The sequence below is a fragment of the Nocardia sp. NPDC003482 genome (assembly GCF_053588115.1).
Genome location: NZ_JBSFPI010000013.1, coordinates 13,164 through 32,594, shown reverse-complemented (window position 1 = coordinate 32,594; position 19,431 = coordinate 13,164). Strand labels below are relative to the sequence as shown.

The 19,431-nt window shown below is 69.9% G+C and carries 20 protein-coding genes and 1 pseudogene; 9 read left to right on the top strand and 12 right to left on the bottom strand.

Translation table 11 applies throughout. From position 1 onward, the window contains the following. Positions 1-40 precede the first annotated feature (40 nt). Genes ACWDSJ_RS21125 through ACWDSJ_RS21115 form a run of 3 tightly spaced genes read right to left on the bottom strand, consistent with a single transcriptional unit; the run spans position 41 to position 2,278 of the window. A complete protein-coding gene (locus tag ACWDSJ_RS21125; RefSeq protein ID WP_450033715.1) occupies positions 41-490 on the bottom strand; it encodes a DUF4440 domain-containing protein in 450 nt (149 codons plus the stop codon). Between the two features lie 40 nt (positions 491-530). After that, the gene (locus ACWDSJ_RS21120) at positions 531-1,640 is read right to left on the bottom strand and encodes an NADH:flavin oxidoreductase (RefSeq protein ID WP_450033713.1); all 1,110 of its coding nucleotides are present in this window, start codon (positions 1,638-1,640) and stop codon (positions 531-533) included. A gap of 41 nt (positions 1,641-1,681) precedes the next feature. Next, positions 1,682-2,278: an NADPH-dependent FMN reductase gene (locus ACWDSJ_RS21115; protein WP_450033935.1), complete on the bottom strand. Its 597-nt coding sequence runs from the start codon at positions 2,276-2,278 to the stop codon at positions 1,682-1,684. A gap of 118 nt (positions 2,279-2,396) precedes the next feature. On the opposite strand from ACWDSJ_RS21115, the gene ACWDSJ_RS21110 reads away from it, so the two are divergent. Next, positions 2,397-3,140, top strand: a complete 744-nt coding sequence (locus ACWDSJ_RS21110; protein ID WP_450033712.1) for a TetR/AcrR family transcriptional regulator — start codon at positions 2,397-2,399, stop codon at positions 3,138-3,140. Between the two features lie 226 nt (positions 3,141-3,366). Here ACWDSJ_RS21110 and ACWDSJ_RS21105 read toward each other — a convergent pair. Continuing rightward, positions 3,367-4,290, bottom strand: a pseudogene (locus ACWDSJ_RS21105) (carboxylesterase/lipase family protein); the annotation flags it as partial. 258 nt (positions 4,291-4,548) lie between these two features. On the opposite strand from ACWDSJ_RS21105, the gene ACWDSJ_RS21100 reads away from it, so the two are divergent. Together ACWDSJ_RS21100 and ACWDSJ_RS21095 are read left to right on the top strand one after the other, a co-directional pair. Further along, positions 4,549-5,658 carry a hypothetical protein gene (locus ACWDSJ_RS21100; RefSeq protein ID WP_450033710.1) on the top strand — a complete coding sequence of 370 codons (1,110 nt, stop codon included), beginning with the start codon at positions 4,549-4,551 and terminating at the stop codon, positions 5,656-5,658. A 140-nt stretch (positions 5,659-5,798) separates the two neighbouring features. After that, the gene (locus ACWDSJ_RS21095; RefSeq protein ID WP_450033709.1) at positions 5,799-6,395 is read left to right on the top strand and encodes a dihydrofolate reductase family protein; all 597 of its coding nucleotides are present in this window, start codon (positions 5,799-5,801) and stop codon (positions 6,393-6,395) included. Here ACWDSJ_RS21095 and ACWDSJ_RS21090 read toward each other — a convergent pair. The 3 genes from ACWDSJ_RS21090 to ACWDSJ_RS21080 form a co-directional block, all read right to left on the bottom strand. Next, on the bottom strand, positions 6,368-7,126 hold the full coding sequence (locus ACWDSJ_RS21090; RefSeq protein ID WP_450033708.1) for a MerR family transcriptional regulator: 759 nt from the start codon (positions 7,124-7,126) through the stop codon (positions 6,368-6,370). The two genes, ACWDSJ_RS21095 and ACWDSJ_RS21090, sit on opposite strands and share 28 nt — an antisense overlap. Before the next feature lie 88 nt (positions 7,127-7,214). Further along, positions 7,215-8,543: a cytochrome P450 gene (locus ACWDSJ_RS21085; RefSeq protein WP_450033707.1), complete on the bottom strand. Its 1,329-nt coding sequence runs from the start codon at positions 8,541-8,543 to the stop codon at positions 7,215-7,217. A 48-nt stretch (positions 8,544-8,591) separates the two neighbouring features. Further along, on the bottom strand, positions 8,592-9,719 hold the full coding sequence (locus ACWDSJ_RS21080; protein ID WP_450033706.1) for a serine hydrolase domain-containing protein: 1,128 nt from the start codon (positions 9,717-9,719) through the stop codon (positions 8,592-8,594). A gap of 131 nt (positions 9,720-9,850) precedes the next feature. On the opposite strand from ACWDSJ_RS21080, the gene ACWDSJ_RS21075 reads away from it, so the two are divergent. Continuing rightward, complete coding sequence (locus ACWDSJ_RS21075; protein WP_450033705.1) at positions 9,851-10,456, top strand: DUF308 domain-containing protein; 606 nt, start codon at positions 9,851-9,853, stop codon at positions 10,454-10,456. Positions 10,457-10,676: 220 nt separating this feature from the next. On the opposite strand, the gene ACWDSJ_RS21070 is transcribed toward ACWDSJ_RS21075, so the two are convergent. Continuing rightward, on the bottom strand, positions 10,677-11,834 hold the full coding sequence (locus ACWDSJ_RS21070; protein ID WP_450033704.1) for an epoxide hydrolase family protein: 1,158 nt from the start codon (positions 11,832-11,834) through the stop codon (positions 10,677-10,679). 61 nt (positions 11,835-11,895) lie between these two features. On the opposite strand from ACWDSJ_RS21070, the gene ACWDSJ_RS21065 reads away from it, so the two are divergent. Together ACWDSJ_RS21065 and ACWDSJ_RS21060 are read left to right on the top strand one after the other, a co-directional pair. Next, positions 11,896-12,864 carry a helix-turn-helix transcriptional regulator gene (locus tag ACWDSJ_RS21065; protein WP_450033703.1) on the top strand — a complete coding sequence of 323 codons (969 nt, stop codon included), beginning with the start codon at positions 11,896-11,898 and terminating at the stop codon, positions 12,862-12,864. 113 nt (positions 12,865-12,977) lie between these two features. Beyond that, complete coding sequence (locus ACWDSJ_RS21060; protein WP_450033702.1) at positions 12,978-14,528, top strand: FAD-binding oxidoreductase; 1,551 nt, start codon at positions 12,978-12,980, stop codon at positions 14,526-14,528. A gap of 1 nt (position 14,529) precedes the next feature. Here the strand turns inward: ACWDSJ_RS21060 and ACWDSJ_RS21055 are convergent, their stop codons facing one another. Next, positions 14,530-15,342, bottom strand: a complete 813-nt coding sequence (locus tag ACWDSJ_RS21055; protein WP_450033701.1) for a cyclase family protein — start codon at positions 15,340-15,342, stop codon at positions 14,530-14,532. A gap of 335 nt (positions 15,343-15,677) precedes the next feature. On the opposite strand from ACWDSJ_RS21055, the gene ACWDSJ_RS21050 reads away from it, so the two are divergent. The 3 genes from ACWDSJ_RS21050 (at position 15,678) to ACWDSJ_RS21040 (ending at position 17,149) form a co-directional block, all read left to right on the top strand. Continuing rightward, complete coding sequence (locus ACWDSJ_RS21050) at positions 15,678-16,259, top strand: pyridoxamine 5'-phosphate oxidase family protein (RefSeq protein WP_450033700.1); 582 nt, start codon at positions 15,678-15,680, stop codon at positions 16,257-16,259. A 5-nt stretch (positions 16,260-16,264) separates the two neighbouring features. After that, a complete protein-coding gene (locus ACWDSJ_RS21045; protein ID WP_450033699.1) occupies positions 16,265-16,687 on the top strand; it encodes a nuclear transport factor 2 family protein in 423 nt (140 codons plus the stop codon). A gap of 117 nt (positions 16,688-16,804) precedes the next feature. Beyond that, positions 16,805-17,149, top strand: coding sequence for a hypothetical protein (locus ACWDSJ_RS21040; protein ID WP_450033698.1), 345 nt, complete (start codon positions 16,805-16,807; stop codon positions 17,147-17,149). A 155-nt stretch (positions 17,150-17,304) separates the two neighbouring features. Here ACWDSJ_RS21040 and ACWDSJ_RS21035 read toward each other — a convergent pair whose 3' ends face one another. From ACWDSJ_RS21035 to ACWDSJ_RS21025, 3 genes are all read right to left on the bottom strand, one after another. Beyond that, positions 17,305-17,634: a hypothetical protein gene (locus ACWDSJ_RS21035; protein WP_450033697.1), complete on the bottom strand. Its 330-nt coding sequence runs from the start codon at positions 17,632-17,634 to the stop codon at positions 17,305-17,307. A gap of 138 nt (positions 17,635-17,772) precedes the next feature. Next, positions 17,773-18,318 (bottom strand): hypothetical protein, encoded by a 546-nt coding sequence (locus ACWDSJ_RS21030; protein ID WP_450033696.1) that lies wholly within the window; start codon positions 18,316-18,318, stop codon positions 17,773-17,775. 163 nt (positions 18,319-18,481) lie between these two features. Beyond that, on the bottom strand, positions 18,482-19,366 hold the full coding sequence (locus tag ACWDSJ_RS21025; RefSeq protein ID WP_450033695.1) for a helix-turn-helix domain-containing protein: 885 nt from the start codon (positions 19,364-19,366) through the stop codon (positions 18,482-18,484). Positions 19,367-19,431 lie beyond the last annotated feature (65 nt).

Below are 19,431 nucleotides of genomic sequence, written 5' to 3'. Positions count from 1 at the left end.
AGCGAAAAGCCAAGTGCGGCAAGCACTTCCATCCGGGTTATTACTCCTGACCGGTCTGTTCGGGCGACGCGTCGCGGCGCGGTGGATCCGTGATCGGCGTGTTCTGGGCCCCCGCGAGCCACCACCCGCCGTCCTTCTCGATCAGGAGATACATGGCGATCTCGGAGAACCCGCCCGGCTCGGTGGCGAGCCTGCGGATCTGGGTCAGCACAACCCCGGGCGCGGGAGACGTCGCGCCGACGACGTCGAAGTGTGACGCCGGGGCGACCTGGGCCTTCATCAAGCGGCGGTGGATGGCGTTCAATTCGTCGTAGCCGGTCACCGACGCGCCATAGGGGCTGCCCCACACCACGTCTGCCGCGAACGCGGCGTCGTAGCCGTCCGCGTCGCCCGCGGCGCCCGCCTGTTGCAGCCCGGCGGCGAACCGTGCGGCCACCTTGTGTGCCGTGGTAGCGCGCGAGGGGTCACCGAGAGTGGGTCGAGTGTGCATGTCTTGCTCCCATCGTTGAAAAAGGTCGGTGGCTCCGCGCTCAGTGCAGACTGCCGAGGACGCCGCCGTGGAAAGGGGTGAGTTCGTCGATCCGCCCGGCGAGGACCTTCGCCAGCCATTCGGGATCTCCCAGCAGTGCCCTGCCGATGGCCACGAGGTCGAACTCGTCGCGTTCCATGCGGTCGAGCAGCGCGCCGATGTCGGTGGCCGCGGCCGGGGACATCTGGGGGAACTCGGTGTCCAGGCCCACCGAGCCGACGCTGATGGCGGGTTTGCCGGAAAGCTTCTTGGCCCAGCCCGCCAGGTTGAGGTCGGATCCCTCGAACTCGGGCAGGTGAAAACGCCGGGTGGAGCAGTGGAACGCGTCGACGCCCGCGTCGGCCAACAGGCCGAGCATGATGTCCAGTTCCTCCGGTGTGTCGGCTATCCGCGCCTGGTAGTGGTTCACCTTCCACTGCGACAGCCGGAACGAGATCGGGAAGTCGCCGGAGACGCTGTCCCGGCAGGCGGCCACGACCCGAGCGGCGAAACGGGTGCGGCCCACGATGTCGCCGCCATAGGCGTCGGTGCGCCGGTTGGTGTGGGCCCACAGGAACTGGTCGATGAGATAGCCGTGGCCGCCGTGGATCTCGACGCCGTCGAAGCCCAGGGCCTCGGCGGTCGCCGCTGCCGTGGCGTACGCGGCGACCACCTCATCGATATCCGCGTGGGTCATCTCGCGGCCGGAGTGCGTGCCGTCCAGGGCGAGGCCGGAGGGGCCGAGCCGGGGGGCGTCGGGGACCGGCGGATCACCGGCCGAGCGCTCCATGCCGACATGCCACAGCTGCGGCATGATCCGGCCTCCCGCCCGATGGACCGCGTCGGCCACCGCCGACCAGCCCGCCAGCGCGTCCTCGCCGTAGAAGTGCGGGACCCGGGCGCTGTTGCCCGCCGAGTCGTGGCCGATATAGGTGCCTTCGGTGATGATCAGGCCGATACCGGCGGCCGCTCGCCGGGCGTAGTACCGGGCCACGTCGGGGCCCGGCACCCCTCCGGGGGAGAACTCGCGGGTCATCGGCGCCATCACGACGCGGTTGGGCAGCGTGAGGCGGCCCAGGGACAACGGTCGGACCAGGACGTCCCTGGCACGGTCGAATGCGTTGGGGGGCATGGGTTTTCGCTTTCGATTCGGGCGGTTCGGGAGTGGCGAGGTCAGACGGCGTACGGGTGGACTCGTCTGGCCTCGCGCAGCGACCGCCCCCACCAGCTGAGCTGATCGAGCATGGCCTTCGCCGCGACATCGCATCCGGGGTCGGACGGGGTGCCGTCGGCACCGAAGACCTCGCCGTAGTTGTGGAAGCTGACGGTGTTGCGGATCGTGACCGCGTGCAGTTCGGCGAGCACCACGCGCAGATGCTCGACCGCCCGCAGCCCGCCGGCGAGGCCGCCGTAGGAGACGAAGCCGACCGGCTTGGCGTGCCACTGCTCCTGGTGCCAGTCGAGGGCGTTCTTCAGCGACGCGGGGAAGCTGTGGTTGTACTCGGGCGTGACGATCACGAAGGCATCGGCCTGGGCCAGCCGCGGCGACACCGCGCCCAGTTGTGCCATGGCCTCCTCGGGCAGTGCCTGCCCGAACGCGGGGAAAACGGTCGGCAGGGGCGTCCGGACGAGGTCGATCAGGTCGGCCGTCATGTCCTCGCGCCGAGCGATGTGTCCGGCGATCCAGTCGGCGGCGACCGGACCGAACCGTCCGTCCCGGGTGCTGCCGATGATCACCGCGGTGCGTAGGACGGTGGTCGTCGCGTCAATCACGACAACCCTCGGCTGTGTACGTTGTATCCATGAGATACACCGTACACATGGCTGTGTACGGTGTCTACTGGAGTTACGCTGTACACACCAGCCTGCGACGGAAGGAATGCGAGCGATGGCCTCCCAGGAGAGACAGTCGGCGAGCGAGGACCCGGTCTCGCTGTGGGAGCGCATCGAACGGCCCACGCCCGCTCCCCGCGCGACCCTCACCCCCCGACGGATCGCCGAGGTCGCCGTCGCTCTCGCCGACGCCGAGGGACTCGACGCGGTCACCATGCGCCGCCTGGCCACCGAACTCGGCGTCGCCCCCATGGCCGCCTACCGCTACGTCACCGGCAAGGACGAGCTGCTCGAGCTGATGGTCGACTTCGTGTACGGGGAGCTGGATCTGCCCGACGGCACGGACGGCTGGCGCGCGGCCCTACGGTCGGTCGCCCTGCGCGTCAGGGAGGTGCTGCTGGCGCACTCCTGGGCGACGCGGGTGGCGTGCGGCGCGCCGACGCCCAACCAGTTGGCCGTGACGGAGGCCGCCCTCGTCGCGCTCGACGGCCTCGGGCTCGACGTGGACACCGCCATGGCGGTCTACAGCACCGTCACCGCCTATGTGCACGGCGCGGTCGACTCGGAGGTCAGGCTGAGCCGGATGCTCGACGCGCGCGGCTGGTCCACCCGCGAGGAGGCCCGCGCGGGGCTGTCCGCCCAGATGGCCTGGCTGGTGAACACCGACCGTTACCCGAGGTACGCGCGGTACATCCAGCACGCCGACCGCAAGGACGACGTGCAATGGCAGTTCGAGGTCGGCCTGGACTCGGTTCTCGACGGCATCGCGGCGCGGCTGGGTGATGCGACGACCGGTTGAACGCCCAGGTGAGCTCGTACAGCCAGGCACGACCACCGCCCGCGTTCCGGGCGGCGGCCAGATGCAGGCTGGGCATGCGAAACAACCAGTCGGCGTGGACGATTCGCGACAGCTCGGCGGGCGACGCCGTGGGGAACGACGCCCGATAGCGGTCGCCGCCCTCGGGGGCGAGCAAGGCCACGGCCGCGTCGACGTCGGCCTCGGTGACCTCGTGATCCGGACGGTCGGTGAACAGACTGAATTCGTCGCGGGTGTGACCGACGAGCAGATCGACGTCACGTGACGAACCGGAAGCCAGTGCCCGCCAGGGGGATTCGGGGAGGAGATCGCCGTCCACGATCGGCGAGAACGGCGTCGGGGTCACCGTCAGCGGCCCCCACCGGTCGGCGTACGACGGCAGCGTTCGGATGAGCGCGGTCGTCGCGTCGATGAAGGCGCGAGGCGGCACGTCGGCGCAGTCGCGGACGGTCGCGGTGCGGCCGAGTCGTCCGGCGATCGTCGCGGAGATGTCGGCGGCGAGTGCGGGGGTGAAGAACGTGCCCGGCACGCTCTGGGCGATGGCGCGCCGAAACAGCCCCGCCGCCTTGGGAATCGCGAGCAGGGCCGCGATACAGCCCGCGCCCGCCGACTGACCGAACACCGTGACGCGGCCGGGGTCGCCGCCGAATTCGGCGATATTGTCCCGCACCCAGGTGAGGGCGGCGATCTGGTCGAGGATGCCGCGATTGTCGGGGGCGCCGTCGAGGTGGGCGAAACCCTCCCAGCCGACGCGGTAGTCGATGCTCACCAGCACGACACCGGAGGCGGCGAGGGCGGTGCCGTCGTGGTCGGGGTTGGCCGAGCCGCCCTCGAGGTAGGCGCCGCCGTGGATCCACACCATGACCGAGAGGTCGGCGGCGAGGTCGGGAGTCCAGACGGTCAGGGTGAGGCAATCCGGGTGCGGGACATCGGGTTCGGGGGCTTGGGGGACGGGCGGGGCGAAGCGGGTGGCGTCGCGGATGCCGGGCCAGGGGAGCGGCGGGGCCGGGGCGCGGAAGCGGTGCGGGCCGAAGGGGGGACGGGCGTAGGGGATGCCGCGGAAGACGGCGAGGGTGTTCTCCCAGCGGCCGCGGACCGTTCCGGCGGTGGTGCGGGCTGTGGGTGTCGTCATGGTCCCCCTATTCGTCTGCGGCGCAGGCTGATTGGTACGGCTGTACCAACGATCCCAGTTTTCACCGAGTTTCGTCGCTGTATCGTTTCGTGTGTGATGACGAAACGAAACGTAACCGAATCGCCGGTCGGAGGGGCGATCTCGCTGACCTGACCTCCGATAAGGTTCACTTATCGGCGGTCAGAAGCGCACGGCGACAACCACTTTCGTTTCGTGTCATTGCGTTGGAATTGACGAAACCAACGCTACGATTCACCGGTGTCCACCGTATGCAACTACCCCGGCTGCACCCGACCGATCACGCGCGGCGGCGGCCCCGGGCGGCCCTCGGAATACTGTGACCACCCCGACCACACGCGCTGGCGGGCCTGGCGGGAACGGCAACGGCGGCAGCAGGAGGAGGCCGAGACACCCGCCGCGAACGTCACTGTGACGCAACAGGGTCCGGTGACCGCGGCGCGGGTTCGCGCCGATGAGCTGCTGATCCAGTTCCGCGCCCTCGCCGAGAACCTCGGTTCCACGCTCACCGCCGCCGTGGCCGAGCTGTCCACCCTCGCCGACCCGTCGGTCGCCGAAGCCCAGGTCCAGGCCGTGCAAGCCGACGCCGCGCGGCGCATCGCCGAGGCCGAGATGACCGCCGTGGCCGCCGAACAGGCCCGCCGCGACGCCGAACTTGCCCGCGCCGCCGCCGAATCCGCCGCCGAGGACGCGGCCGCCGCCGCCGACGCGGCCGAAGCCCGCATCGCCGCCGCCCTGCACGACCGCGAGCAGGCGATGGCCGAGGTGGAACGCATCAGCAAACAGGCCGCCGACGACGTGTTCGCCGCCCGCTCCGAGGCCGAGGCCGAGATCCGCACCCTGCGCCGCGAGACCGCCGAGACCATCGAGCGCGCCCGCGAACAGGCCGCCGAGGAGATCGCCCTCGCCCGCCAGAAGGCCACCGCCGACATCGAACGCGCCAAACGCGAAGCGGCCCAACAGATCACCGCCGCGGCCGCCGAACGCGACCTCGCCGTTCAACGCGCCGCCGACGCCGAACGCGCCATCGAACGCGCCGAAACCGCCGTCACCGAACGCAACCAGGCCGTCGCCGACCTGCGCGCCGAACTCGACCGCACCCGAACCGAACTCACCCGCGCCCACACCGAACTCACCGACACCCGCCGCACCGCCGCCGCCGACCTCACCGCCCTACGCGCCGAATTCGCCACCACCCTCGCCACCACCCAGAAAGACGCCGCCGACCGCCTCGCCGCCCTCGACGACGCCCGCACCCAAACCCTCGTCCGCGCCGAACGCGCCGAACGCCTCCTCGACGAACTCCTCGCCGAGAACCGCCGCGCCGAGCGACCGGCGGTCACGCCGTAGGGCACGGCCTCGTCCGCCGCACGACCCAGGGGCGCCGACGACCGCGCCGGTAAACGACGAGCGCCACCAGCGGGGACGCCCGCACCGATGATTTCCGCGCCCGCGCCCCGTCCGATCCCTCGAAGACGGAAGGAGATGCGATGCGCTCGATCACGGCCATCATGTTCATGACGCTCGACGGCGTCGTCCAAGGGCTCGGCCGACCCGACGAGGACACCCGCGGTGGGTTCACTCACGGCGGGTGGGGGCCGCGGTACAACGACGACATCATGGGTGCGGAGATGGCGCGGGGGATGGCCGCCTCGGGGGAGATGTTGCTCGGGCGGCGCACCTGGGAGGACTTCGCGCGGGTGTGGGGCCGCGCCAGCGACGGCAATCCGTTCAGCGCGCACATGAACGCCGCCACCAAATACGTTGTCTCCCAGACCCTTACCAGCGTGGACGACTGGCAGAACTCGATCCTGTTGCGCGGCGACGCCGTGCAGACCGTCGCCGAGCTGAAGGCCCGGCCCGGCGGCGATCTGTCGGTCAACGGCAGCGCGTCGCTGGTGCGCGCCCTGCACGCCGCCGGGCTCATCGACCACTACACGCTGCTGATCCACCCGCTGACCCTCGGCAGCGGGACGAAGCTGTTCGACGGCCCCGCCCCGCTGCGCGAATTCGACCTCACCGGCTGCGTCACCACCGGCACGGGCGTGATCATCGCGAACTACTCGCTCAAACGCGCCCGCGCGTAGACGATCATCGCGTCGCGCTGATACTCGGCCAGCCCCGCGGCGATCGCCTCGTAGTTGGTCTTGAACCGCTCGTCGTCGACATACATCGCCGCGAGCCCCTCGTAGGCGCAGCGGTTCGGCGTCCAGAACCGGCACACACCCCGATAGTGGGCGTCGACCTCGGCCTGCACCGCCGGATCGTCCACCGGCGTTCCGGCGACCATGAATTCGGCCATCCGGATCATCGCCGCGGTCATCTCCCGCTGCATCGCCTCGGTGTCGGCGTCGGTCATCGTCGCCACCACCCGCTGCGCCCGCTCGTAGTCCTCCGGCCAGCGTTCGCGCGCCTCGTCGTCGTAGCGCGACTGATCGAAACCCTCGAACAGGTTCTCCGGACGGTTGATCTCGACCGCCATCCCGGTCCTCCCTTCCAACTCGGCGATGGTGCGCGCCACGGTATCGGCCATGCGGCCCAACCGTTCCCGCTCGAGGAGCAACCGCTCGTGCTGGCGTTTCAACGCCGCGAGCGTGTCCGGTTCGGAATCCACCGCCTCGGCGATCTCGCCCAGGCTCAGACCCAGCTCCCGCAGCACGAGGATCTGCTGCAACCGCAGCAGCTGCTCAGGCTCGTAATAGCGGTACCCGTTGGCTCCCGAATAGGCGGGCTCGAGCAGACCGATCTCGTGATAGTGCCGCAGCGTGCGGGCGGTGACCCCCGACATCCGCGCCACCTCCGCGATCGACCAGCTCATCGCGTCTCCCATCTGTGTCGCGAGACCGGTCCCTCCGGCCTCGTCATCGACGGTAGAAGTTGCCGTAACGAGAAGGTCAAGCCGGAATTCAGCCCACCCGCGCGGGTGTGATCGGGTCGGCGGTCACCACCACCCGCCCGCCGCCGGCCGGGACGTGGGTGATGTTGCGGACCCGGGCGTGTTCGGCGCCCGCGCCCGGCGGCAACGACAACGCGTGCCGGATGAGGATCTCCCGCAACACCACCGTGCCCTCCAGCACCGAGAACCCCGCCCCGATACAGCGCCGCACCCCGCCGCCGAACGGCAGCCACGTGTGCGCGGGCACACCGCCGTCGAGAAACCGCTCCGGACAGAACGATTCGGGCTCGCGATGATTGCGCGGATCGCCGTGCGCGAGCACGATCGACGTCGCCACCACCGTGCCCGCGGGCAACTCCAGCCCGCACAACGTCAGATCCCGGGTCAGCCGCCGCACCACCCCGCCGATCACCGGCCGCCGCCGCAGCGCCTCCTTGAGCACCGCCTCCAGATACCGGTCGTCGCCCTCGACCGCGGCCCGGCGCGCGCGTCGCTGGATCTCGGGCGCGGCCGCCAGCTCGTGCAGCGCCCACGCCAGCGCCGAGGACGTCGTCTCGTGCCCGGCCAGCAGCAACGTCACCAACTGGTCGCGCAGTTCGGCGTCGCTGAGCGGGGCGTCGGCGGGATCGGCGCCCGCCCCGACCGCCAGCAGCCGCGACAACACGTCCGTGCCCGCACCCGGCGCGGCGCGGCGGCGCGCGATCTGCGCGTACAGCAGGCGATCGAGTTCGATCAGGTTGTCGCCGAACCGTTTCCACGGACCGTACCGGCGCAGCCGCTGCGAGGTCCAGCCCAGGAACGTGAGCGCGTCCAGATCCACGATGCGCCGCAACCGCGGGGCGAGTTCGGCGCCGCCGCGCTCGTCCACCCCGAACACCACCCGCAGGATCACCGCCAGGGTCAGCTCGTTCATCCGGTCCAACGTCACCACCGTCGACCCCGACTCCCACTCGCGCACATGCGCGGCCGCGACCTCGGCGACCAGATCGCGGTAGCCGCGCAGCGCCGACCCGGTGAACGCGGGCATCAGCAGCCGCCGCGACCGCGCGTGCGCCGCCTCGTCGGTCTGCAACAGCGAATGCTCACCCATCACCGGGCGCAGCAACCGATTGGCCTCGCCCGCATGCAGATCCGCCGGGTCGGCGGCGAAGATCTCGCGCACATGCTCCGGGCGGGAGAACACCACCAGATGTCTCGCGTACGGCGGGGCCATGCGCAGGGTGAACACGTCCCCGTAGCGGCGGGCCATCGCCCGCAGGAACGGGGCGCGGCGCCGGTTGTACAGGACAGTTTGCACGACCGAGGGCAGGCGCGGGCCCGGCGGGTACACGGTGGTCATGGCATTCACGGTAGAGCCGAACACCGCCCTGCCCAACCCCTCGCGCGATCAGGGGCACAGGGTGCGCGCCAGCACGGTCGCCACATCCAGCGGCGCGGCGTCGGGCAGCCCCGTCGCCACCACCGTCACCGCGCGTCCCGCGCTCGTCGCGCCCGCGATCGTCCGGAACCCCTGAATGCCGCCGACGTGACCGACGAACCTTGTGCCGCAAGGCAATTCGGTGGTGATCACGCCCAGGCCGTAGAACAGGCGGCCGGAATCGTCGGCGGGTACCCCGTCGAGCATCCGTGCCAGCCACACCGGATCGATCAGCCGCCCGGTCAGCAGCGCGGTGTAGAAGCGGTTCGGATCCGCGCCGCCGGACACCAGCGACCCGGCCGTCCACGGGATCGACGGCTCGATCCGGGTGACATCGGTCGGGGGATCGCCGGAGTAGGCGTGCGGGTGCGGGGCGCGCAACTCCACCTCCCCGGTCGCGGGCAGATAGGTGTGAACCAGGTTGAGCGGGGCCAGGATTCGGCGCTGTAATTCCTCGGCGTAGGAGTGGCCGGTGACGCGTTCGATGAGCATTCCCGCCACGATGTAATTGACGTTGGTGTACCGATAGCGGGTGCCGGGCGGGAATTGCGCGGGCATCCGCAACGTCGCGGCAATCTCCTGTTGGGGGGTGACCGTGTACCCGGCGCGGGCGGCGGCGAATTCGTCGAAGGACGGATCGTCGACGAGTTCGGGGAGCCCGCTGCGGTGCTGGAGGAGCTGGCGGACGGTGATCGCGCGGCCGTCGACGCCGTCGCCGCGCAACAACCCCGGCAGATAGGTGTCGATCGGATCATCCAGTGCCAGAGCGTTTTCCGCGGCCAGTTGCAGCGTCAGTACCGCGGTGAACGATTTGGTGATGCTGCCGACCCGCACGTACTGGGGGCGGTCGGCGGGCATCGGGGTCCCCGTGGCGGTGTCGGCGGAACCGGCGGCGAGGGTGGCGGTGCGGTCCCCGTCGGTGACCGTCGCCAGCGCCCCGACCGCGCCCGCCGCCAGCAGCGAGTCCAGCTGCGCGCGCACCGCCGCCAGACCGTCCGGCGGGGGCGGTGCGGGCGGGACGGGTGCGGGACAGCCGCTCACCAGCATCGCCACCGCCGCCAGGATGGCCGCGGCGGGTGGGAGCAGGGACAGGCGCATGAGTCGACGATAGAAATGCCAAGGGCCGCAGCACATCCGGCACAACCCTGAACGGTACCCCGAATCTCACCGGTACGCCGGAAAATGGCAAATGTTCAGTTATTCGAGCGTGCCGGTCATACCATTGATCTATGCCCATCCTGCGAGTCACCGGGCGCACCGAGGTCTTCCTCGGTGACGCCTGGGCGGCGGCACTGGCCGTCGGCTGCGCTTCGGTGGGCCTGGGAGTGGCGCTGCTGGTGTGGCCGGACAAGTCGGTGCGGGTGGGCGAATACCTCTTCGCCCTCACCCTGTTGCTGACCGCGGCCTGGCAACTCGTGGTCACCTTCCGGGCCCGCATCCGCCCCGGACTGCGGGTCCCGCAATTCCTCACCGCCGTACTCACCGTCCTGCTCGCCCTGTGGTGCGCCCGCAGCGGCGACTCCGTCCCCATGCTCGCGATGTGGGTCGGAATGGGCTGGACCATCCACGGGATCATGTCCGCGATCGTCGCCGTCTGGTCCGAGGACGTCCCCGGCTCCGGGCGGCGGGAGGTTCTGGGGCTGCTCACGCTGCTCGGTGGGCTGATCATCGTCGTGTGGCCCATCGACACCATGACCGCGCTGGCCGCGTTGGTGGGGGTGTGCTCGATTCTGTTGGGGGGCAGCCAGATTCACACCGCCGCGGAGATCGGGCGCGCTGTTCCGAGTGCGCGGCGGGTGCGTGCGCCGCGGTTGGCGGGCGCTCGGGGGCATTGAGGGGAGTGGGCGTGCCTGGCCCGGCGCCCCTGGGGGCACCGGGTAGGGACAGGGGAGGGGGAGCGCCCTGAGGGCAGAGGCTCGTCGAGGGCGGAGGGGGAGAAGCGCCCTGAGGGGAGTGGTTTTGCCCTGCCCGGCGCCCTGGGGGACGCCGGGCAGGGACAGGGGGGGAGGTGCGTGAGGGTGCCAGGCAGGGATAGGGGAAGGAGAGGGCAGCTGCCTACCCGTCGAGGGAACGGAAGAACTCGCGGATGTCGGTGACGAGTTCGGTGGGGGCCTGGAGGGAGGCGAAGTGGCCGCCGGTGGGGTATTCGGTCCAGCGCACGATGGTGTTGGTCATCGCGGCGAGGCCGCGGACGGCGTGGTCGCCCTGGAAATTCGCGACCGCGGTCGGGACTCCCGAGTTCGCGGGCTTGCTGCCCCACGACGTGCCCGACTCTCGGTAGAGGCGCGCGGCCGAGCCTGCGGTGCCGGTCAACCAGTAGATCGTGACGTCGGTCAGGATGGCGTCGCGGTCGACGGGCGTCTGAGCGGTGGCGGTCGGGTCCCAGTCGACGAACCATTCGAGGTTCCATGCCAATTGGCCCGTGGGTGAATCGTTGAGGGCGTAGGCGAGGGTCTGCGGGCGCAGGGCCATCTGCGTGGCGTAGCCGTTGTGCCCGAACCACCACCGCTGATTCTCGATCGCCTTCGCGCGGTCCGCCTCCGACAACTCGGCGAGCTCCGCGCCGGTGCCGCTCGCCGTCGCGGCGTCGGCGAGCGCGTTGACATGGACGCCGATGACCTTGTCCGGCGCGACCCGCCCCAGCGCGGGGGAGATGAGGCTGCCGTAGTCACCGCCTTGGGCGCCGTACCGGTCGTAGCCGAGTCGTTGCATCAACATCGCCCAGGCGCGCGCGATGCGCGGCACATCCCATCCGGTGTCGCGGGTCGGGCCGGAGAACCCGAAACCCGGCACCGAGGGGGCCACCACGTGGAACGCGTCCGCCGGGTCCCCGCCGTATGCCCGCGGATCGGTCAGCGGACCGAGGATGTCGAGGAAGTCGGCGGGCGTGCTGGGCCATCCGTGGGTCAGGATCAGCGGGGTCGCGTCGGGCTCGGGGGAGCGCACATGCAGGAAATGGATGTTCTGCCCGTCGATTTCGGTGGTGAACTGCGGGACCTTGTTCAGCCGCGCCTCCTGCTCACGCCAGTCGAAGCCGCTGCGCCAGTACTCCACCAGGTCGAGCAGATAGTCGCGGTCGACACCGTAGGACCAGCCGACCCCGGGCAGGGCGTCGGGCCAGCGGGTGCGGGCGAGCCGATCGTTCAATTCGTCGAGATCGGCCTGCGGAATGTCGACGCGGAAAGGGACTGTCCCGGAGAGTGTTTCGCTCATGGCACAAGCCTCTCTCCTGTATAGGACAGATCCCGTCCTACACATGGGGCATGATCGAATCATGTCCGAATCCCCACCGGCGCGGCTGCTGCGGCTACTGTCGCTGCTGCAAACGCATCGAGACTGGACGGGAACCGAACTGGCCCACCGACTCGACGTCAGCACCCGCACCATCCGCCGGGACGTGGACCGACTGCGGGACCTGGGATATCCGGTGCACGCGGTGATGGGACCGGTCGGGGGATACCGGCTCGGCGCGGGCACGACGCTGCCGCCGCTGCTGTTGGACGACGACGAGGCGGTGGCCGTCACGCTCGGGCTCCAGACCAACGTCACCGGCAATATCGCGGGCATCGAGGAGACGTCGCTGCGCGCCCTCACCAAAGTGGAACAGGTGCTGCCCACCCGCCTGCGCCACCGCGTCGACGCGCTGCGGGTCGCCGTGGTCGCCATGCCCGCCCGATACGACCAGGGCTCGGCTGTGGACCCCGACTCGCTCACCGCGATCTCCGCGGCCATCCGCGCCGCCGAGATCCTGCGCTTCGACTACCGCAGCCACACCGACCAGAACACCCGCCGCGCCGTCGAGCCCCACCGCATCGTGCACTGGGGCCACCGGTGGTACCTCGTCGGCTGGGACCGCGACCGCGACGACTGGCGCACCTTCCGCATCGATCGCATGGCGTTGCGGACACCCAACGGCGGGCGCTTCACCCACCGCCCGTCCCCTGACGGCGACGTCGCCGCCTATCTCCGCCGCGCCATGGGGTTCACCATGTGGCCGTACCGCTCGGTCCTGCGCGTCCACACCCCCGCGGAGGACCTCGCCGGGCGCGTCGAAGGCATCGTCACCCCCATCGACGACCACACCTGCCGACTCGAAATGGGTTCGGACTCCTACCCTTTGGTCGTGCTGGCCGTCGGCATGCTCGACGTCGAATTCGAGGTCGAATCCCCGCCGGAACTGGTGACCCACCTGCGGACCTTCGCCGACCGGTTCGACCGCGCCGCGCGTCGATGGCGGACCTGACGGCGGCACCCGCGGACAGGACAATGGGGACTCCTCCGCGCGGTGCCGGGGTTCGGGGGGTGGGAAGGGGCTACAGTCTGCGGCTGTCGTTGCCGTCTGCGAGGGGAATGCCGATGTCGTTGTCTCGTCGAGGGTTCATCGCCGCCACCGCGGCCGCGGCCGCCGTCGTGGGGGCCGGGCGGGCGAACGCCGAGACCGCCGTGTTCACCCCCGGCCAGCCGGAGTATCTGCGAGCGACGCTGCGGGGATACAACCGGCGATTCGCCGCGCAACCGGTTCGGGTGTGCGCGCCCACCACCGCGGAGGAGGTGCGAATCGCGGTGGGGCAGGCGGTATCCGACGGATTGCGGGTCACGGCGCGCTCGGGTGGACATTGTTTCGACGACTTCGTCGACAACGCCGAGACGAAGGTGCTGATCGATCTCGAGCGGATGAGCGAGGTGCGCTGGGACGAGCGGTACCGCGCGTTCTCCGTCGCCGCAGGCGCCGAACTCGACACCGTGTACCGGGCGCTGCACCCCTACGGGGTGACCGTGCCCGCGGGCATCTGCAAGGGCGTCGGCGCGGGCGGACACATCGCGGGCGGGGGATACGGGCCGCTGTCGCGGCGGCACGGACTGGTCGCCGATCACCTCTACGGGGTCGAGGTCGTCACCGTCGACGCCGACGGCCGCGCCGCGCTCACCGTCGCGACCGCGGACGGACCGAACCGCGAGCTGTGGTGGGCCCACACCGGCGGGGGCGGCGGCAATTTCGGGATTGTGACCCGATACCTGTTGCGCTCCAACGTTTCCGACGGCGCCGACCCGCGCACCGCGTTGCCGCGCCCGCCTGCCTCGATGCTCACCACCCGGATCATGCTGCCGCTCACCACCGAGGACGCGTTCGTCCGGTTCCTCGGCAACTACCTCGACTTCTTCCACCGCCACCGCGACCCGGGCAACCCCTTCGCCGGACTGTACGCCCCGCTCAGCGTGCGTCCCACCCTCACCGGATCGATCGAGGTGCTGGTGCTGCTCGACGCCGACGCCCCCGACGCGCAGACGAAACTCGACACCTTCGTCGCCGCGCTCACCGACGGCGTCCCCGTCCCGCCGCTGATCGAACCCGCCACCCGCGCCTCCTACCCCGACACCGTCGAGCAGGTCTACTACCCGAAGGCCCCCGTCCCGCCGCGCGTCAAGATCAAAGCCGCCTACCTGCGCCGCCCTTACACCGTCGAGCAGCTGCGAATCTGCTACCGGCACATGGTCGATCCGACCATGATCGGCGAATCCGAACTGGAACTGCTGCCCTTCGGCGGGCAGATCAACGCCGCCGCCCCCGGCGCGACCGCCATGCCCGCCCGCGACGCGTTCATGAAGATGCTCATCCACGCCGCCTGGCGGCTGCCCTCCGACGACGACCACCTCGTCGACTGGGCGCGCCGCTTCTACGGCGAGCTCTACGCCGCCACCGGCGGCGCCCCCGTCCCCGACGACGCCAACGGAGGCAGCTACATCAACTACCCCGACCCCGACCTGGCCGACCCGCGCTGGAACACCTCCGGCGTGCCGTGGCATGTCTTCTACTACGGCGCGGGATACCCACGGCTGCAACAGGTCAAGGCCGCCTGGGACCCCGGCGACCGGTTTCGCCACCAGCTGTCGATCGCGCTGCCCTGACTCACACCAACGCCAGCACCCGGCACGGGCCGCCCGTGCCCCCGGCGTGGGTCGGCGCGCCGATCACCACGCTCGCCCCGATCGGCGGGACCGCGTCGAGCCGCGCCAGCATCTCCACCCCGTAGCGGCCCGCGCCCAGCACCGCGGTGTGCACGCCGTATTCGCGGTCCGCGGCCCGGTCCAGGCTGAGGGTGTCCACCCCGAGTCCGACGATATTCCGTTCGCGCACAAGGTGATTCGCGGTCGTCGCGTGGAAGCCGGGGGAGTGCGGGGTGCCGCCCGGGTCGAGGTTGACGAATGCCCCCGGCGTGGCCAGGCGTCGCTCCCAACCGGAGAACATGGCCACGAACGCGCGCTCGGGAATCCGGCCGTGCCGGTCCTCGAACGCCTCGACGTCGGCGATGGTCACCATCGCGTCGGCGTCGGTGTCGGCGCGGGCGCTGATGTCGAGCACCACCAGCGGCGCCACCAGATCCGCGGCCGGGATCCGGTCCACGCTCGCCCCGCCCGGCACCCGATGCAGCGGCGCGTCGATGTGGGTGCCGGTGTGCTCCCACAGGATCAGGCTCTGCTGGGCGAACCCGCCGAGCTCGTGGCGGGCCACCGGCGCGGCCAGCAACGGCGGATTACCCGGCCACACCGGCAGTTCCGGGGTCAGCGTGTGGGTGAGATCCACCACCGACTCCGCGCTCACCGCCGCCGACGTCGCGGCCGAACCCAACGCCACCACACCGGCCGCGGCGAACAATCCGCGGCGGGTGAGTCGCGCGAGGGCCTGCTCGTGGGCCACGCGGACGATCCGAGGTGCGCACATTGTTGCGGCAGCTTACGCGCCGGTCTGGTCGCGTCGGGTGCGACGCGCGGTGCGGAACGGGGCCGGTGTGGGCCGATCTCGCGGGATGACGGCGCGGCGCAGGGTCGATCCCGCGTCCCCTGACGGGATTGGGCGGTGGCCCGGCAGCGGAGGGAACGGCGCTGCGCGCGTCCGGTGACGGGTCCTGAGGTGGGAGGCAGCGGAGGGAACGACGCTGCGCTGATACGGCTGGACGCGGCCCTGCGGTCGGCCGGGTGACGCTGCTCGCGGTGACGCGGGCTCGGTGGGGACGGCATGATGGGAAGATCGACACACCCGGCGAGGGGAGCTGTTCCGTGGCCAAGGAGTTCACCGGCATCGACGACAAGCTGCGGCGGTTCATCGCCGAGCAACCCATGTTCTTCGTCGCCACCGCCCCCTCCCAGGGTGGCCGGATCAATCTGTCCCCCAAGGGGTATCGCGACACCTTCGCCGTGCTCGACGACCACACCGTCGCCTACCTCGACCTGTTCGGCAGCGGCGTGGAAACCATCGCCCACCTGCGCGACAACGGCCGCATCACGATCATGTTCTGCTCGTTCACCCGCACCTCGAAAATCCTGCGCCTCCAAGGCACCGGCCGCGTCGTGCGCCCCGACGACGCCGAATTCGCCGCCCTGCGCGACCATTTCGGCACCGAACACCCCGGCGTGCGCGCGATCATCGTCGTCGACTGCGAACGCATCGCCGACTCCTGCGGATTCAGCGTCCCCTACCTCGAATTCGTCGACGAACGCGCCGTCCTCGACACCCACCACGCCCGCAAGACCGACGCCGACTTCACCCGCCGCATCAGCGGCGACAACGCCACCAGCATCGACGCCCTCCCCGGCCTCGACGCCGACCACCCCGTCCCGACCCGCGACCCGGTAGCGTGACCGCCATGGCGCGACCCGACTCCGGCCCCCGGGCGGTGCTGGAACGCTTCCGGCAAGCGGCGATCGACCAATCCGTCGAGGCGATGACCGAGCTGTACGCCGAGGACGCGGTGCACGAATTCCCGTTCAGCCGACCGGGATTGCCCACCCGGCTCGAGGGGCGGGACCGGATCGTCGAATTCATCACCGCGGGCTGGCGGTCGGGGGTGTTGCGGTACGAGTCGTATCGCACCCTCGCGATTCACGACACGCTCGATCCGGACACGATCGTGGTCGAGCAGGAGGCGGTGGGGACCAGTACGGTCAGCGGCGCGGTCGCGTTGCCGAACGTCGTGGTGCTCACGGTGAGCGACGGGCGGATCAGGATCTTTCGTGATTACGTCAACATCTTGGCCGCCGCCGAGGCCACCGGGATCACGATCGGCTGACGCGACGGCGAATCCTGTTCCGACACCGCCCGTTTTGCTCTGGAACCGCAGGGGCGCGGCGTGCGTCGAACCACCATGTGAGACAACTGATCGCCGCCCTTCCCCGAGGAGCATCTCGTGGACAGGGCTGAACCCAGCGTGGACGAACTCGCCGACTCGGTGATCCGCACAGCGGCGGAACTGCGATACCGGATCGTTCGCGACGAAACGGGCGGATTGGCGCTGACCGCCGACGGGGATACGCCGGTGGAACCCCCGCTGGTATTCGAGATGACCGAGGACGAACTGCTGGACTACTACCGGCAGGCGGCGGCGGACGCGGGTGATGCGAGCACCTCGTGGAAGACGTGGCTGCTGTTGATGTCGACGCACCTGCAGGAAGCCCTGTACCAGGCGGAGGGTCTCGACCGACCGTGCGTGATCGTGATCGGCGAGACGGGGTTCGAACCACGGCCCCGGTGAGCCGTTTTCGCTGCGGAACACCCGACCGACCCCGCACCTACTCGTCGGATATCCTCAGAATCCTTGTCGCCGAATCGCTTTTCTTCGAGCGGCCCCCGGCCTCGGTGGATAACCCCACGCAGCTTGCGCGGCACGATGGCGCTCAGCAACGGCGCTCAATGGGTCGGTGGTGTCCAGCCGAGCGGCGGCGATTCCGAGGCGTCGCCGTAGGCGGTGACGAACTCCTCGTCGGCCGGGATGGGCTGGGCCCAGAATTTCAGGCCGAAATGGACGGGCAGCGGGCGGGCGTCCACGGTGATCACTCGGCGCGTCGTCTCCAGGTGCAGGGCGGGCAGGGTGGGGTCGAACCGGGCGATCACGAACTCCGTACCCTCCCCGTCGACACGGTTGTAGTTGAACCGCACCCGTTTACCCGGCTCGAGAGGCGGCCCGCCAAACCCCCACCCCGATCTGACGCCGCGGCCCTCGACTCGTATGGAGGTCATCAGCATCTCCTGGCCGGGGTAGGCAGCCCGCATGGTGGAGGGAGGCGGACCCGCGAACACCTGCCACGTCAACCGCCCATCGGATCGACGGTCGGTGACCGGCCGCTGTTCCTCCTCCACCCGGGGACTCCTCTCGGCTCAGCGCTCGATGTCGGCGCACGCGACGCCCGGCCGTCCGATCCAGCTGCCGCACAGCTGTGTCCGGTCCTGCATCGCTCCGGTCGGGCCTTGGTCGTCATAGTAGAAGCCCTCGATCTTCCCCGCGTCGTTCGGCTTCGGGCACGCCGTGTGGTACATCCCCCGCGGCCCGCCCCCGCCCGCTGGGAACCAGTTCCAATGGTTGTCCAGGCACCCGGTGGGAGGCGAGTAGTAGTACAGAGCGGACTTGTCGACGAAAATACTGTCGCCCCACACGTGGATGCACGTGTTCGCGTCGCACTTCAGCGCCCCTTTGACTTCCCGCACCACGTTCGGCGCTCCGACGAGCTGCGGGCGGCCGTCCACGACCGTCAGCCGGTCGGGCAGCACCTCCGGATGCTCCCGTAGGTAGGAGACCGACACCCACGTGAGGTGCCCGTCGTGCCAGTACTGCGCCGCGTTCGTGTGCGGCGTGGACACCGGCGCGGTCGCGACGGCGGCGGCCGCCGCGACCGCAGCTACCAGATATGAGATTGCGCCTGCCATGATCGAAACCCCCCTTGTGCCAAAGCCTTTCACGGCTACGCATGTATTCTAGCTCTCCGGCCCCCGCCGAGCCCTCCGTTTCCCACGGCACCCGACCGGGCCTCGCCCATGCCTGCCGCAATGTCATGACCCGGGATAATGGGTGCTCCGGCCGTCGGTTCGCCTACTCGTCGGATATCGCCAGACTCCTGACCGCTGAATCACTTTCGCTCAATGCCACTCGGCGCAGTTCGGTGATCACGTCGAGGTAGCGGGAGACCTCCGCGGAGCGTTCGAGGTAGAGGTTGCCGACGTATTCCTCGATGTAGATCAGCGGGGGTTCGACGAATTTCGAATGCGGGGTGAGCGGGAATTCCAGCAGCGAGAACGGTCCGGCCAGAGCGCCGATTCGGCTGCGTGCATTGAACGGGACGACGCGGATCGAGACATTGGGGCGTTGGCCGATCTCCACCAGGTACCGGCGCTGCTCGGCCATGACCGCGGGGCCGCCCCATTCCTCGCGCAGTGCCGCCTCGGAGACCAGAATCTCGGCCGAGAAATTCGGATCGTGAAGCCGCTGTTGGTGTTTCAGCGCACCAGCGATGCGCTCCTCGATCTCGGCGGTGGCGGCGTGCGGGGTCTCGGTCCAGGCGACCGCGCGCAGATAGTCGGGGGTTTGCACGAGGCGGGGCAGCAGCAGGAGCGACCAGGATGTCGACCGTTTCATCGTGTCCCGCAGGCAGGCGTAGGGATCGATCCCATCGTCCCGGCGATCCAGATGCGCGAGACACCAACCACCGCCCTTGCGCTTGGTGACTCGAACATCTTGTGCCAGAGCGAGAATCGTGCGGCGGGTGTCGTCGCAGACGTGGTAGTGATCGCACAACGCATTCATGTAGAGATCGCTGGCCGAGGGGCCTGCGATCCCGTCTTCGAGGCGGGCCATCGTCTGGGATGAAATGCCGAGGACGTTCGCGACGTTGTATTGGCTGAGGCCGGACTTCTTCCGCAGTGCCTGCAATTGTCGGCCGAGTACTCGGCGGGCGATTGTGGAACCTGCTGTGCCCATGGCATTCTCTCGCTTTCGGATCGGTTGGAATATCGGAGGGAAGAACTGCTCCTGCTGGTGGTCCC

Excerpts from the sequence above, each read along its gene's own strand:
- ACWDSJ_RS21055 (WP_450033701.1), bottom strand. The coding sequence starts at position 15,342 with ATGTGCGCACCTCGGATCGTCCGCGTGGCCCACGAGCAGGCCCTCGCG.
- ACWDSJ_RS21095 (WP_450033709.1), top strand. The coding sequence starts at position 5,799 with ATGCGCTCGATCACGGCCATCATGTTCATGACGCTCGACGGCGTCGTC.
- ACWDSJ_RS21065 (WP_450033703.1), top strand. The coding sequence starts at position 11,896 with ATGTCCGAATCCCCACCGGCGCGGCTGCTGCGGCTACTGTCGCTGCTG.
- ACWDSJ_RS21060 (WP_450033702.1), top strand. The coding sequence starts at position 12,978 with ATGTCGTTGTCTCGTCGAGGGTTCATCGCCGCCACCGCGGCCGCGGCC.
- ACWDSJ_RS21080 (WP_450033706.1), bottom strand. The coding sequence starts at position 9,719 with ATGCGCCTGTCCCTGCTCCCACCCGCCGCGGCCATCCTGGCGGCGGTG.
- ACWDSJ_RS21125 (WP_450033715.1), bottom strand. The coding sequence starts at position 490 with ATGCACACTCGACCCACTCTCGGTGACCCCTCGCGCGCTACCACGGCA.
- ACWDSJ_RS21035 (WP_450033697.1), bottom strand. The coding sequence starts at position 17,634 with ATGACCTCCATACGAGTCGAGGGCCGCGGCGTCAGATCGGGGTGGGGG.
- ACWDSJ_RS21110 (WP_450033712.1), top strand. The coding sequence starts at position 2,397 with ATGGCCTCCCAGGAGAGACAGTCGGCGAGCGAGGACCCGGTCTCGCTG.
- ACWDSJ_RS21090 (WP_450033708.1), bottom strand. The coding sequence starts at position 7,126 with ATGAGCTGGTCGATCGCGGAGGTGGCGCGGATGTCGGGGGTCACCGCC.
- ACWDSJ_RS21025 (WP_450033695.1), bottom strand. The coding sequence starts at position 19,366 with ATGGGCACAGCAGGTTCCACAATCGCCCGCCGAGTACTCGGCCGACAA.
- ACWDSJ_RS21030 (WP_450033696.1), bottom strand. The coding sequence starts at position 18,318 with ATGGCAGGCGCAATCTCATATCTGGTAGCTGCGGTCGCGGCGGCCGCC.
- ACWDSJ_RS21085 (WP_450033707.1), bottom strand. The coding sequence starts at position 8,543 with ATGACCACCGTGTACCCGCCGGGCCCGCGCCTGCCCTCGGTCGTGCAA.
- ACWDSJ_RS21075 (WP_450033705.1), top strand. The coding sequence starts at position 9,851 with ATGCCCATCCTGCGAGTCACCGGGCGCACCGAGGTCTTCCTCGGTGAC.
- ACWDSJ_RS21045 (WP_450033699.1), top strand. The coding sequence starts at position 16,265 with ATGGCGCGACCCGACTCCGGCCCCCGGGCGGTGCTGGAACGCTTCCGG.
- ACWDSJ_RS21070 (WP_450033704.1), bottom strand. The coding sequence starts at position 11,834 with ATGAGCGAAACACTCTCCGGGACAGTCCCTTTCCGCGTCGACATTCCG.
- ACWDSJ_RS21120 (WP_450033713.1), bottom strand. The coding sequence starts at position 1,640 with ATGCCCCCCAACGCATTCGACCGTGCCAGGGACGTCCTGGTCCGACCG.